Below are 13,737 nucleotides of genomic sequence, written 5' to 3'. Positions count from 1 at the left end.
CCGACTGCGCAGGCGGCCGATCTGATGCGACCGCTTGCCTTCATCAACGGCGAATGGGTCGGTGCCGACGACGGCGCGACCCTGGATGTGACCGACCCCGCGACGGGCGAGGTCATCGGCCAGGTGCCCGACATGGGCCTGGCCGAGACGCGGCGCGCCATCGCCGCAGCCGAGGCCGCGCTGCCGTCCTGGCGCGCGCTGGCGGCCGGGCAGCGCGCGGCGATCCTGAAACGCTGGCACGCCCTGATCATGGCGCATCAAGAGGAACTGGCCCTGATCCTGACGCGCGAGCAGGGCAAGCCGCTTGCCGAGGCGCGCGGCGAGATCGCCTATGGCGCCAGCTTTGTCGAATGGTTCGCCGAGGAAGCCCGGCGCACCTATGGCGACACCATCCCGGCCCCGAAGGCCGGGCAGCGCATCATCGTGCAAAAACAGCCGGTAGGCGTCTGCGGCCTGATCATCCCGTGGAATTTCCCGTCCGCGCTGTTCCATCGCAAGGCCGCAGCCGCGCTGGCGGCAGGCTGCACCGCCGTCCTCAAGCCGTCCGAATTCACGCCGTTCTCGGCCCTGGCGCTGGCCGAACTGGGCCGCATGGCGGGCCTGCCCCCTGGTGTGCTGAATGTCGTGACGGGGATGCCGGTCCCGATCGGGGCGGCGCTGATGGAGGCGCAATCGGTCCGCAAGATCAGCTTCACCGGCTCGACCCGCGTCGGCAAGCTGCTGCTGGAACAGGCGGCGCGGACGGTGAAGAAGGTCTCGCTTGAACTGGGCGGCAACGCCCCGCTGATCGTCTTCGACGATGCCGACCTGAAGACGGCGGTCGCGGCCTGCATGAACTCCAAGTTCCGCAATGCCGGTCAGACCTGCGTCTGCGCCAACCGGATCTTCGTGCAGGACGGCATCCATGATGCCTTCTCCGCGGCGCTGAAGGAGGCTGTCGAGGCGCTGAAGGTCGGCTCCGGCACCGAACCCGGCGTGACCACCGGCCCGCTGATCAACGACGCCGCCGTGGCCAAGGTCGAACGCCATATCGCGGACGCCCTGGCCAAGGGCGCGGTTCTGGTGACCGGGGGCAGCCGCCATGCCCTTGGCGGGCGCTACTTCACGCCCACGATCCTGTCGGGCGCCGATGCGGGGATGGAACTGGCCCGCGACGAGACCTTCGGGCCGGTGGCGCCACTGTTCCGATTCTCGACCGAGGACGAGGCGATCCGGGCCGCCAACGCCACCGAATACGGACTTGCCGCCTATATCTTCACCCGCGACATCGACCGCATGTTCCGCGTCACCGAGGCGCTGGAAACCGGGATGGTCGGGGTGAACGAGGGGCTGATCTCGAACGAGGTCGCGCCGTTCGGCGGCATCAAGGAAAGCGGCCTTGGCCGCGAAGGATCCTATCACGGCATCGAGGAGTATCTGGAGATGAAATATCTCATGATCTCTCCGGTCCTGAACGCATGAGGTCAAGTATGACACTATCCAATTCGCTGGCCCATACGGACGTGGCGACCGCCCTGCATCCCTATACCGACGCCCGCGCCTTCGAACAGGCCGGTCCGCTGGTCATCGACCGGGGCGAGGGCATCCATGTCTATGACACCACCGGCAAGAAATACATCGAGGGGCTGGCGGGCCTGTGGTCCGTCGCGGTAGGGTTCAGCGAACCCCGCCTGCGAGAGGCGGCGATGCGGCAGATGGAAAAGCTGCCCTATTACCACATCTTCGCGTCCAAGGCGCATGAGCCGTCGATCCGGCTGTCGGAAAAGCTTGTCGGCATGGTCCCCGATCACCTGAGCCGGGTGTTCTATACCAATTCGGGATCCGAGGGGAACGACACGGTCATCAAGCTGGTCTGGTATCTGAACAACGCGCTCGGCCGGCCGCGGAAGAAGAAGTTCCTGGCCCGGCACAAGGGGTATCACGGCATTACCATCGGCGCGGGCAGCCTGACCGGCCTGCCCAACAACCATCGCGATTTCGACCTGCCGCTGGTGCCGGTCATCCACCTGACCTGCCCGCATTTCTATCGCTTCGGGCACGAGGGCGAGACCGAAGAGGCGTTCTGCGCCCGCCTGCTGTCCGAACTGGAGGACACCATCCTGCGCGAAGACGCCGATACCATCGCCGCCTTCATCGGCGAACCCGTGATGTCTTCGGGCGGGGTCATGGTCCCTCCGGCGGGCTATTGGCCGGGGGTCGAGGCGATCTGCCGGAAATACGACATCCTGCTGGTGTCGGACGAGGTGATCACCGGCTTCGGGCGGCTTGGAACAGTCCTGGGCAGCCAGCGGCTGGGCTTCACGCCCGATATCGTGACGCTTTCCAAGCAGATTACCTCCAGCTACATGCCGCTGGGCGCGGTGATGTTCACGGACGCGATCTATCAGGCCGTGGCCGACAACACCCACAGGATCGGCACCTTCGGCCATGGCTTCACCGGGTCGGGCCATCCGGTCGCGACGGCGGTGGCGGCCGAGAACCTGGCCATCATCCAAGAGCGCGACCTGATCGGCAACGCCGCGCGCCTTGAACCCGGCTTCCAGGCTGGGTTGCGCCGGTTGGCCGACCTGCCGCTGGTGGGCGAGGTGCGGGGAATGGGTCTGCTGGGCGCGGTCGAACTGGTCGCCGACAAGGCCAGCAAGCGGCCCTTCGCCGTGCCGGGCCAGGTGGGCGCCATCGCGGCGCGCATCTCGCACGAGGAAGGGCTGATCTTTCGGGCCATCGGCGATACGCTGGCCCTGTGCCCGCCCCTGATCGCCACCGAGGCCGATCTGGCCGAGATCGTTTCGATCATGGAACGGGTGGTCGCGCGCACCGCCGTCGAGGTGGCCGCCAGCGGCCTTGCGGAGGAAAAGGCCGCATGATCTATCCCGCCCCGAAATTCCTGCCCGCCGGCGACCGCTATATGCTGATCGAATTCGGCGATGAGATGAACCTGGATCTGAACTTCATGGCCCAGGGACTTGCGCGGGCGGTCGCCGAGGCGGGGATCCGCGGCGTGATCGAGACCGCGCCCTGCTTCGCCTCGCTTCTGGTTCATTACGAACCTGCCCAGATCGGCTTTGACGATGCAAGCCGAGAGATCGGGGCGCTTGTCGCCTCTCTCGGACCGTCGCACGAGATCACGCTGAAAAGCCGGCTGTTTTATCTGCCTGCGCTGTATCTCGACCCTTGGACTGCCGAGTGCGTGGCGGATTACCGGGCGCGGATCGCCGACAAGGTGCCCGATCCCGAACTGCTGGTGCAGGAAAACGGGCTTGAGGATACCGCGCATCTGGTGCGGCTGCATTCCTCGTCGGAATACTGGGTGGCCGCGCTTGGCTTCTGGCCGGGCCTGCCCTTCCTGATGCCGCTGGATCCCCGCGCGCGCCTGACGGCGCCGAAATACAACCCGCCGCGCACCGACACGCCGCAGGGCGCGATCGGCTTGGGCGGGGCGGCGAATTCGATCTATCCGGTGGCGACGCCCGGCGGCTATCAGATCTTCGCGCGCACCCCGGTGCCGATCTGGGACCAGACCGGCGAAAACCCGGTCTTCGAGGGCGATCTGTGCCTGTTCCGCCCTGGCGACCGGATCCGGTTCGTGCCCGTGACGCGCGAAGAATACGACGCGGTCGACGCGCGGGTGGCCGAGGGGCGCTATGCGCCCACCACGGTCGAATACCAGACTTTCGGCGTCGCCGACTATAACGCCTGGGTCGAGAAAGTTGCGCGGGGAGACCGGAAATGATCCATGTCCTGAAAGCCGGTATCGAAACCTCGATCCAGGACTGGCCGGGCCGCCTTGGCTATTGGAACAAGGGTTTTCCGCCCTCGGGGCCGATGGACAGCTGGTCCTTTCGGATGGCCAACGTGCTGGTCGGCAATGCCCCCGGCGCGGCGGGGATCGAGGCGCAGTTCCTGGGGCCGACCCTGCGCTTCGACCGCGACACGGTGATCGCGCTGACCGGGGCCGACATGAAGGCCACGCTGGACGGCGCGCCTGTCGCGCCTTGGCAATCGCTTTCAGTCAGGGCGGGGCAGGTGCTGGTCATGGGCGCCGCCCGCACCGGGGCCCGCGGCTATCTTGCCGTCGCCGGCGGGATCGACAATCCCGAAAAGCTGGGCTCGCGCGCGACCTTCCACAAGGCGGGCGTGGGGGGGCTGGACGGCCATGCGCTGAAGGCCGGGCAGGACGTGCCGGTGGCCGATGCGCCGGGCACGCCCGGAATGACGGTCCCGGAAGCCGCGCGCCCGGCTTTCGCCACCGACCGCATCTGGCAGATCGAGGTCTGCGCCGGACCCAACGACGACTGGATCGATCAGGCGGGGCACGATCGGTTTCTGTCATCGGACTGGAAGCTCTCGCCCAAATCGGATCGCACCGGCTATCGGCTGGAAGGCCCGGACTGGAGCTTCGCGCCCAAGGCCTATGACAAGGCGCCGGAACACGGTTCGCTGCCCGCCAACATCATCGACCACGGCTATCCGATGGGGGCGATCAACCTCGCCGGCCAGACTCCGATCATCCTGATGAACGACGGCCCCTCGATGGGCGGCTTCATCAACCCCTATACCGTGCCTTCTGCCGCGTTCTGGAAGCTTGCCCAGGCAAAACCCGGAGAGATCCTGCGTTTCCGCCAGGTCAGCGTCGCGGCCGCGCAGAAGATGGCCGCCGACCTGACTGCCCTTTGCACCCCGGCCGCGCTTGTCCGGGCCTGAGACCCGGAACCGCATCCAACAGGAAGATTGACCCATGAAACAGATCCTTGCCCCCCTTCCCGGCGTCTTCTACCGCCGCCCTTCGCCCGAGGAACCCAGATTTGCCGAAGAGGGACAGCCGCTTGCCGCCGGTGCCACGGTCGGCCTGATCGAGGCGATGAAGTCCTTCTTCCCGGTCGAGACCGAGGAACCGCTGACGATCACCCGCTTTCTGGTTGGCGATGGCGATACGGTGGATGCCGACCAGCCCGTCGCCGAGGCGGAATGACCCGCGATGATCACCAAGCTGTTCATTGCCAACCGGGGCGAAATCGCCGTGCGGATCATCCGCGCCGCGCGCGGCCTGGGCATTCCCACCGTCCTGGGTGTCTCTGAAGCCGACCAGGACAGCCTGGCCGCGCGGCTGGCGGACCAGACGATCCTGATCGGCCCCGCGCGGTCGTCCGAAAGCTATCTCAACATCCCGCGCGTGCTTGACGCGATCCTCGCCAGCGGCGCCGATGCGGTCCATCCCGGCTATGGGTTCCTGTCCGAGAACGAGGAATTCGTAACGGCGCTGGAGACGATGGGCGTGACCTTCGTCGGGCCGCGTGCCGAGACGATCCGCGCCATGGGCGACAAGGCCGCCGCCCGCCGGACCGCCATCGCCGCCGGGGTGCCTGTCGTGCCGGGCTCCGACGGCCCGGTCGCGGATCTGGCCTCTGCGATCACGGTCGCCGCCGGAATCGGCTATCCACTGATGATCAAGGCGGCGGCCGGCGGCGGCGGGCGGGGCATCCGGGTAGCCGGTTCGGCCGAGGATCTGGCCGCGCAGATGCCCGTCGCCCAGGCCGAGGCCCTGGCGGCATTCGGCGACGGGTCGGTCTATCTGGAACGCTATGTGCCCCGCGCCCGCCATGTCGAGGTGCAGATCCTGGGCGACGGCACCCGCAGCCTGCATCTGTTCGAGCGGGAATGTTCGCTGCAACGCAAGCGCCAGAAGGTCTGGGAAGAAGCACCCGCCGTCATGCTGCCCGATGCGGTGCGGGCCCGGCTTTGCGCCTCGGCGGTCGCTCTGGCGGAAAGCGTCGGCTATTGTGGGGCGGGCACGCTGGAATATCTGTATGAAGACGATACGGGCGAGTTCTTCTTCATCGAGATGAACACCCGCATCCAGGTCGAGCATCCCGTCACCGAAGAAATCACCGGCATCGATCTGGTCCAGGCGCAGCTGCGCATCGCCGGGGGCGAGGCGTTGTGGCTGACCCAAGACGAGATTCGCACCCGAGGTCACGCGATCGAAGTGCGGCTGAACGCGGAAAACCCCGCGCGCAAGTTCATGCCCCAGCCCGGCAAGGTATCCGGGGTAAAGCTGCCCGACGGGGTGCGGTTCGATACGCTGCTTTACGAAGGCTGTACGGTCGCGCCCTTTTACGATTCGCTGATCGGCAAGCTGATCGTGACCGGCGCGGATCGGCAAACCGCCCTGGGCGCCCTTGCCAAGGCCCTGGACGGGCTGGAAATCACCGGGATCGCCACGACCCGCGACCTGCATGTCGCGCTGGCGCGCGCCGCCGATGTGCGCAGCGGCAATGTCCATTCCCGCTGGCTTGAGGACTGGCTTGAGGCGAACCCCATCTCGTAAGGGGGGCGATCAGCCTCTGCCCGCCGGATCCAGGGTGGGGGTCGGCAGGAAGCCAGCAACCCCGTCGGCATCGTGCAAACCTGCCGTCGGGATCGTTCAAGACCGGCCAAGCCGCCCCCCGCTACCCTTGTCCTGCTTCGGGTCGATCCCGTCGCCACGGGAAGGAGGATCCCGTGACAGGTCCACAAGGGAGGAATATCCATGGAAACGGCAGTCGTTCGGGCGCAACGCCAGCGGGGCAGCGGGCAGCCGGTGGTGCTGGATGCCCTGGTCATCGGGGCCGGGGTGGCCGGGCTTTACGAGCTTTACCAGCTGCGGCGCGACGGGCTGACGGTCGCGGCGGTGGACACCGCCGGCGATGTCGGCGGAACCTGGTACTGGAACCGCTATCCCGGCGCGAAATTCGACAGCGAAAGCTATATCTATCAGTATCTGTTCGACGAGGCGCTGTACAAGGGCTGGACCTGGTCGGAACGCTTTCCCGCCCAGCCCGAGATCGAGCGCTGGATGCACTATATCGCCGACCGGCTAGATCTGCGCCGGGACATCCTGTTCTCGACCACCGTCGCCTCGGCCGAATACGATGCGGGGCGCGGCCGGTGGATGGTGCGCACGAAAGAGGGCGACGTGTTCGACGCGCAATTCGTGATCGGCTGCACCGGGATGTTATCGGCCCCGCTGGAAAACCGCTTTCCCGGCCAGGCCAGCTTTCGCGGCCCGATCTTCCACACCGCCCGCTGGCCGCGCGAGACGCTGGACTTGCAGGGCAAGCGGGTCGGGGTCGTCGGCATCGGCGCGACGGGGATCCAGGTCATCCAGACCATCGCCGACAGGGTGGGCGAACTGACGGTCTTCATCCGCACGCCGCAATATGTGCTGCCGATGAAGAACCCGAAATACGGACCCGAGGACGAAAGGGCCTACAAGGCGCGCTTCGACGAACTGAGGTCGAACCTGCCGCAGACCTTCACCGGCTTCGAATACGACTTCCAGCACCAATGGGCGGCGCTGAACCCCGAACAGCGGCTGGCGATCCTGGAGGAAACCCATGCCGACGGGTCGCTGAAGCTGTGGCTGGCCTCTTTCGCCGAGATGTTCTTCGACGAGGCGGTCAGCGAGGAGATCTCTGAATTCGTGCGCGGCAAGATGCGCGACCGGCTGAAGGATCCGGCGCTGATCGACCTGCTGGTGCCGAAGTCCGGCGACTACGGCTTCGGCACCCATCGTGTCCCGCTGGAGACCAATTACCTGGAGGTCTATCACCGCCCGAACGTCACGGCGGTCAGCGTCCGCGACAATCCCATTCAAGAGATCGTCCCCGAAGGCATCCGGCTGGCCGACGGCACGGTGCACGACCTGGACATCATCATCCTGGCGACCGGCTTCGACGCGGGTTCGGGGGCCTTGGCGCGCATCGACATCCGCGGCCGCGACGGGCGCAGCCTGGCCCAGGAATGGGGCCGCGACATCCGCACCACCTACGGCCTGGCGAAAGAGGGCTTTCCGAACCTGTTCATGACCGGCGCGCCGCTGGCCCCGTCGGCGGCCCTGTGCAACATGACCACCTGCCTGCAACAGCAGACCGAATGGATCAGCCGCTGCATCCGGGATCTGCGCGCGGCCGGAAAATCCGTGATCGAACCCACGCCCCAGGGCGAGGAGGACTGGGTCCGCCACCATGACGAGGTCGCGAACCAGAACCTGATCTCGCGCACGAACAGCTGGTATGTCGGCGCCAACGTGCCGGGCAAGCCGCGCCGGGTGCTGTCCTATACCGGCGGCGTCGGCACCTATCGCCGGAAATGCGACGAGGCCGCGAATGACGGCTATCGGGGCTTCCAGATGGCATGAGCCCGAGAGGGGCCGTTCCTTGCGGCCCCTTGCGGCGATCAGTGCAGCGCGCGGCAATAGGCGGCGGGCGTCACGCCCAGTTCGCGGGCGAACAGCCGGGTCAGATGCGCCTGGTCGGCAAAGCCGCATTCCGCCGCGATCTGCTTGATCGAGGCGCCGGTTTCCGCCAGCATCCGCCGGGCGCGTTCCAGCCGCCGTGCCGTCACCCAGGCATAGGCCGGGCTGCCGAAGCTGATGCGGAACTGGCGCGCGAACAGGCAGGGGGTCATGCCCAGCTGCGCCGCCATGCCCGCCAGGTCCAGCCGCTCGGCCAGGTGGGCGTCGATATGGTCGCGGATGATCCGGCATTGCGCCGGACCAAGGCCCGAGGACGCGGCGGGCCCGCGCTGCATGATCGCGGCATAGCGGCGCAGCAGGTGGATGATCAGCCCCCGCGCCACCGTTTCCACGTAAAGCGGACCGCCCATGGCCTGCTGGGCGGCCTCGTGGCTGATCGCGGCCATCGCGGCGGTCAGGACCGGATCGTCGGTGCGTAGCACGTCGGCCAGGCAGACCTCGGTCACAAGGCAGTCCATCACCTCGCTGGCGACCTCGGCCATCAGCGCGGCGGACAGATAGACATGGGTCACGTCGATCGGCTCGGCCTAGGTCCAGTGCGCCTTCTGCGCCCGCGTCAGCAGCGAGGCCGCGCCGGGGGCCATCCGCTCTCGGGTCCAGCGGCCGTCGAAGCGGCGGCGCATCGGGGTGGTGCCGCTTTGATAGCTGACCAGCATGAAATCCCGCATCGCGGGGACGATCACGTCCTGGCCGCGATAGCGATAGGACCGCAGGCCCACATGCCGCCAGCCCAAGCCGTCGCTGGCCAGCAGCACGCGGCCGGGCACCCAGTCGGGCAGGTCTTCAGGGGGACAAAGCGTGGTCATGGTCTCCTCCGGTTGGCTGCGGGCGGGGACGGGGATCCCTGCCCGCGCTGTGTCGCGTCAGGCCGCCGCCGCCCCCGCCATGGCCCGGCAGACGGCGCTTTCAAAGTCCAGATAGCCCGTGAACGACACCGGATCGCCGAAGGGCAGAATCTGCGTCGCCCAATAGCCGCCGACGCCGTTCCGGCGGTCGATCCAGTAGAACAGGTTCGCAAGCCCGGCCCAGCCGAGGGCGCCCGCGGGCCGGCCGGTGGGGGCGTCCTCCTCGACCGTCATGAAGCCGTAGGACCAGCCTTTCCTCAGCCCCGGAAAGAACTCGGCATCATTGGACAGGGCGGGAATGACGCCGGGCAGCATTCCGATCTTCTGATGCGGCTCCAGCTTGTTCGTCACCGCCATGGCGACGGTTTCGGGCCTCAGCACCCGCCCCTGCGGCCCGGCGCCGTCGTTCAGCCACATGCGGATGAACTTCATGTATTCCGGCACGGTGGCGTAAAGCCCGTGGCCACCGCAGTCGATCTCGGGGGCGTCGGGCAGGAAGAAGCCCATGTCGGTCAGGCCGCCATCCGCCCCGCGGGCATGAATCGCGGCGGTGCGTTCGCGCATCGACGGGGTGCGGGTGAAGCCGATATCGACCATGCCCAAGGGGTTGAAGACGCGCTCGCGCAGAACCTCGCCCAAGCGCTTGCCCCGGATGCCCTCGACCACCTGGCCCACCCAGTCGATATTGCTGCCATATTCCCATTTCGTGCCGGGATCGAACAGCAATGGCGTCTGGATCGAGGCGCGCGAGCAGGTGACGACGCTGAGCTGGCCGTGGTCCTGGGCCATGCGGCGGTAATTCTCGTTGAAGAAGTCATAGCCGAATCCGGCGGTATGGGTCAGCAACTGGCGCGTTGTGATGTCGGATTTCGGCGCGCGCAGGATCGGGTCGCCCGCCGCGTCGAAGCCGTCCAGCACCTGCAACGCGCCGATGGCCGGGGCATAGTCGCGGGCCGGGGCGTCCAGATCCAGCAGTCCTTCCTCGACGCATTGCAGCGCGGCCGTCGCGGCGATGGCCTTGGTGGTCGAGAAGATGGCGAAGACCGTATCCTCGGTCATCGGCGCGCTGCCCAGCACGCGGTCGCCCGCCGCGCCGGAATAGATGTCGCGGCTGCGATCCGTCACCATGGCGACCACGCCCGGCACGCGCGGATCGCCCGAGACGACCCCGTCCAGAACCCGGTCCAGAGTGGCTTTCAAGTCGGTCATGACGTTCCTCCCTTGGTCAGACGACAGCGGAAATGATGCGCCGCGTCCGTCCCCCGCGCCATTCGGAATCGGCAGGGCGCGTTCGCGTTCGGCAGGGAACGTGCGTCATCCCCGCGCGCGGGCGGCGGCCAGGGTCTGTCCCGGCGTCTCGCCGAAGCGGGCGCGATAGACCTGCGCCAGGGCGCCCAGGTTGACGTAACCCCAGTCGGCGGCGACCGAGGTCACGCTGTCGCCCGGCCCCGCCGCCCGCAAGGCCGCGCGCAGCCCCTCAAGCCGCCGGGCGCGCAGGAAATCGCGCGGCGTCATGCCGCGAAAGCGGCGAAACCCCTCGGACAGGGTGCGGACCGAGACGCCGACCCGGTCGGCGACCTGCGCCATGCTGGGCGGATCGCGCGCCTCGCTGGCCATGATCTCCTCGGCCGCGCGGACATGGCGGGGGGCTGCCATGCGGGCGCCGTCGCGCAGGCTGATCCCGGCGCCCTCGGCCCAGATCTGCAACAGGTCCATGCAGATCAGCTCCTCCAGGTGCCGCGCCATTGGGGGCGCCCCCCGGACCTGGCCGCTGGCCTCCAGCGACTGCACCACATAGGCCAGCAGCGCCTGCCAACGGGAACCGTTGCCGCCAAAGGCCAGCCTGCGCGTCCACAGCCGGTCGTCGGGCGCGAAGCCCAGCCAGCGCATCGCGATCTCGGCCATGGCGTCATGGGGGATGGTCAGGTTCAGTTGCAGGTGGTCGCCGTCGCCGTCCAGCCAGTAATCGGTGCGCGAACAATCGACCACGAAGCTGTCGCCCGCGCGGGTGGTCGCCGTGCGCTCGGCGTCCTGCTTGTGCCGCAGCGCGCCCGTCAGCGTGTTCAGCACCAGGATATTCCCGGCCTCGGGGTCGAAGCGGTCCAGGTGGATCGGCACGCCATAGGCGAACCGCGTCAGCGTGACGCGTCCGACCTGGGCCATGCGCATGGTCGCGGCGGGCAGCAGCCGGGGCGCCGCCGGACGGACGCGATAGGGCATGTAGACCTTGCGGCAGAAGGCCTGAACCTCGTCCCAGTCGCGGGACGAGGTGGGGCCGGTCTGCCGGATCGGCCGCCCCTGCATGTCGGTCAGCAATGCCCCGTCAAGTATCGTGGCGTCCTCCCCCCCCAGCGCCATGATCCGATGATGGCAGCTTCGGGGGCCGAACGCAGCAGTCCTTTGGTCCCACATCCCGCATCCCCAGGGGCTGTCGGCGCGCGGGAAGGGCAGGGGGCAGAAGGTAAATCGTTTACTGAAACTGCTTTTCTTGCGTTAATTAATTCACAATATTTTTCTTCCAAAATAACAAGTTAACTGATATTAAGTTCATGGATTAACACCGTCCTTTCATTCGTTTTGCAGCCTGGGTCAGGCGGCACATCGCGGCAGGGGATCCGGTGCGCCATCGAGGAGGAGGCAAGCTGATGACGATTGAAGCGATTGAAAAGCATCCTGTTCCGGCGGGTTTCGGGGATGCGCATGTGGGGGCTGGGGATTATGCGCGGCTTTACGCCGAATCGATCGCGGACCCCGAATCGTTCTGGCGGCGCGAGGGGCTGCGGCTGGACTGGATCCAGCCCTACGGCACCGTCAAGAACACCGACTTCACGCTGGGCCGGGTCTCGATCAGGTGGTTCGAGGACGGGGTGCTGAACGCCTCGGTCAACTGCATCGACCGCCACCTGCCCGCCCGCGCGAACCAGACCGCGATCATCTTCGAGCCCGACGATCCCGCCACCCCCGCCCAGCACATCACCTATGCCCAGTTGTCGGAAAAGGTGAACCGCTTCGCCAACGTGCTGCTGTCCCAGGGCATCATGCGCGGCGACCGGGTGGTGATCTATCTGCCGATGATCCCGGAAGCCGCCTATGCGATGCTGGCCTGCGCGCGGATCGGGGCGATCCATTCGATCGTCTTCGCGGGCTTTTCCCCGGATGCGCTGGCCAACCGCATCAACGACTGCGGCGCCAAGCTGGTCATCACCGCCGACACCGCGCCGCGCGGCGGGCGGCGCACCAACCTGAAGTCGAACACCGACGCGGCGCTGCTGCACTGCTCGGACCGGGTGCGCTGCCTGGTCGTCAAGCATACCGGCGACCAGACCACCTGGATCCAGGGCCGCGACGTGGACGTGAAGGCGCTGATGGAGGCGGCCAGCCCGGACTGCCCGCCCCGGCCGATGGGGGCCGAGGATCCGCTGTTCATCCTGTACACCTCGGGGTCGACCGGCAAGCCCAAGGGGGTGGTGCACACGACCGGCGGCTATCTGGTCTATGCGGCGATGACGCATCAATACGTCTTCGACTACAAGGACGGCGACGTGTTCTGGTGCACGGCCGACGTGGGCTGGGTGACGGGCCACAGCTATATCGTCTATGGCCCGCTGGCCAACGGCGCCACCACGGTGATGTTCGAGGGGGTGCCCACCTATCCCGACGCCGGCCGCTTCTGGGAGGTCTGCGCCAAGCACCGGGTGACGCAGTTCTATACCGCGCCGACCGCGATCCGGTCGCTGATGGCCAAGGGCACCGATCCGATCCAGGGCCACGACCTGTCGTCCCTGCGCATCCTGGGCACCGTGGGCGAACCGATCAACCCCGAGGCCTGGCACTGGTACAACGACAACATCGGCAAGGGCCGCTGCCCGATCGTCGACACCTGGTGGCAGACCGAGACCGGCGGGCATCTGATCACGCCGCTGCCCGGCGCCATCCCGACCAAGCCCGGCTCCGCCACGCTGCCCTTCTTCGGCATCAGGCCCGCGGTGCTGGACGCCCAGACCGGCGCCGTGCAAGAGGGCAACCCGGCCGAGGGGGTCTTGTGCATCGCCGACAGCTGGCCCGGCCAGATGCGCACGCTGTGGGGCGACCACCAGCGGTTCGAAGAGGCCTATTTCCAGCAATATCCGGGTTACTACTTCACCGGCGACGGCTGCCGGCGCGACGAGGATGGCTATTACTGGATCACCGGCCGGGTGGACGACGTGATCAACGTGTCGGGCCACCGGATGGGCACGGCCGAGGTCGAATCGGCCCTGGTCGCCCACGAGAAGGTCGCCGAGGCCGCCGTGGTGGGCTATCCGCATCCGCTGAAGGGGCAGGGCATCTATGCCTATGTGACGCTGATGAACGGGGTCGAGCCCTCGGACGCGCTGCGGGCCGAGCTGGAGAAATGGGTCCGCACCGAGATCGGCCCGATCGCCAAGCCGGACCTGATCCAATGGGCGCCTGGGATGCCCAAGACCCGCTCGGGCAAGATCATGCGCCGGATCCTGCGCAAGATCGCCGAAAACGACTACGCCACCCTCGGCGACATCTCCACCCTCGCCGAACCAGAGGTCGTCGACGACCTCATCAAAAACAGAATGAACAAAGGGT

At 67.2% G+C, this 13,737-nt stretch carries 12 protein-coding genes; 8 read left to right on the top strand and 4 right to left on the bottom strand.

What is annotated here, in order from left to right; genetic code table 11:
- Positions 1-24 precede the first annotated feature (24 nt).
- From ACTJI6_RS05865 to ACTJI6_RS05835, 7 genes are all read left to right on the top strand, one after another.
- Positions 25-1,461, top strand: a complete 1,437-nt coding sequence (locus tag ACTJI6_RS05865) for an NAD-dependent succinate-semialdehyde dehydrogenase (RefSeq protein WP_440798685.1) — start codon at positions 25-27, stop codon at positions 1,459-1,461.
- Between the two features lie 8 nt (positions 1,462-1,469).
- Complete coding sequence (locus ACTJI6_RS05860) at positions 1,470-2,864, top strand: aspartate aminotransferase family protein (protein ID WP_440798683.1); 1,395 nt, start codon at positions 1,470-1,472, stop codon at positions 2,862-2,864.
- Positions 2,861-3,730, top strand: coding sequence for a 5-oxoprolinase subunit B family protein (locus tag ACTJI6_RS05855; protein WP_440798681.1), 870 nt, complete (start codon positions 2,861-2,863; stop codon positions 3,728-3,730). The genes ACTJI6_RS05860 and ACTJI6_RS05855 overlap by 4 nt, the downstream gene beginning before the upstream one ends.
- Entirely contained in the window at positions 3,727-4,701 is a 975-nt protein-coding gene (locus ACTJI6_RS05850; RefSeq protein ID WP_440798679.1) for a biotin-dependent carboxyltransferase family protein, read from the top strand. The genes ACTJI6_RS05855 and ACTJI6_RS05850 overlap by 4 nt, the downstream gene beginning before the upstream one ends.
- Before the next feature lie 34 nt (positions 4,702-4,735).
- Positions 4,736-4,969 (top strand): acetyl-CoA carboxylase, encoded by a 234-nt coding sequence (locus tag ACTJI6_RS05845; protein ID WP_440798677.1) that lies wholly within the window; start codon positions 4,736-4,738, stop codon positions 4,967-4,969.
- Between the two features lie 6 nt (positions 4,970-4,975).
- Positions 4,976-6,325, top strand: a complete 1,350-nt coding sequence (locus ACTJI6_RS05840; RefSeq protein ID WP_440798675.1) for an acetyl-CoA carboxylase biotin carboxylase subunit — start codon at positions 4,976-4,978, stop codon at positions 6,323-6,325.
- 201 nt (positions 6,326-6,526) lie between these two features.
- Positions 6,527-8,176 (top strand): flavin-containing monooxygenase, encoded by a 1,650-nt coding sequence (locus tag ACTJI6_RS05835; protein ID WP_440798673.1) that lies wholly within the window; start codon positions 6,527-6,529, stop codon positions 8,174-8,176.
- Positions 8,177-8,214: 38 nt separating this feature from the next.
- On the opposite strand, the gene ACTJI6_RS05830 is transcribed toward ACTJI6_RS05835, so the two are convergent.
- The 4 genes from ACTJI6_RS05830 to ACTJI6_RS05815 form a co-directional block, all read right to left on the bottom strand.
- Entirely contained in the window at positions 8,215-8,805 is a 591-nt protein-coding gene (locus ACTJI6_RS05830; protein ID WP_440798671.1) for a helix-turn-helix domain-containing protein, read from the bottom strand.
- 15 nt (positions 8,806-8,820) lie between these two features.
- Positions 8,821-9,099, bottom strand: coding sequence for a hypothetical protein (locus ACTJI6_RS05825; protein WP_440798669.1), 279 nt, complete (start codon positions 9,097-9,099; stop codon positions 8,821-8,823).
- Positions 9,100-9,156: 57 nt separating this feature from the next.
- Positions 9,157-10,347, bottom strand: a complete 1,191-nt coding sequence (locus tag ACTJI6_RS05820; protein ID WP_440798667.1) for a serine hydrolase domain-containing protein — start codon at positions 10,345-10,347, stop codon at positions 9,157-9,159.
- 105 nt (positions 10,348-10,452) lie between these two features.
- On the bottom strand, positions 10,453-11,496 hold the full coding sequence (locus ACTJI6_RS05815) for an AraC family transcriptional regulator (RefSeq protein WP_440798665.1): 1,044 nt from the start codon (positions 11,494-11,496) through the stop codon (positions 10,453-10,455).
- A 287-nt stretch (positions 11,497-11,783) separates the two neighbouring features.
- On the opposite strand from ACTJI6_RS05815, the gene acs reads away from it, so the two are divergent.
- Positions 11,784-13,737, top strand: a 1,954-nt coding sequence (gene acs, locus ACTJI6_RS05810) for an acetate--CoA ligase (protein ID WP_440798663.1), incomplete at its 3' end; no start/stop codon positions are given.

Source organism: Paracoccus sp. 22332 (assembly GCF_052045125.1).
GTDB classification, from domain to species: Bacteria; Pseudomonadota; Alphaproteobacteria; order Rhodobacterales; family Rhodobacteraceae; genus Paracoccus; species Paracoccus haematequi_A.
This window is presented reverse-complemented; position numbering and strand designations above follow the sequence as displayed.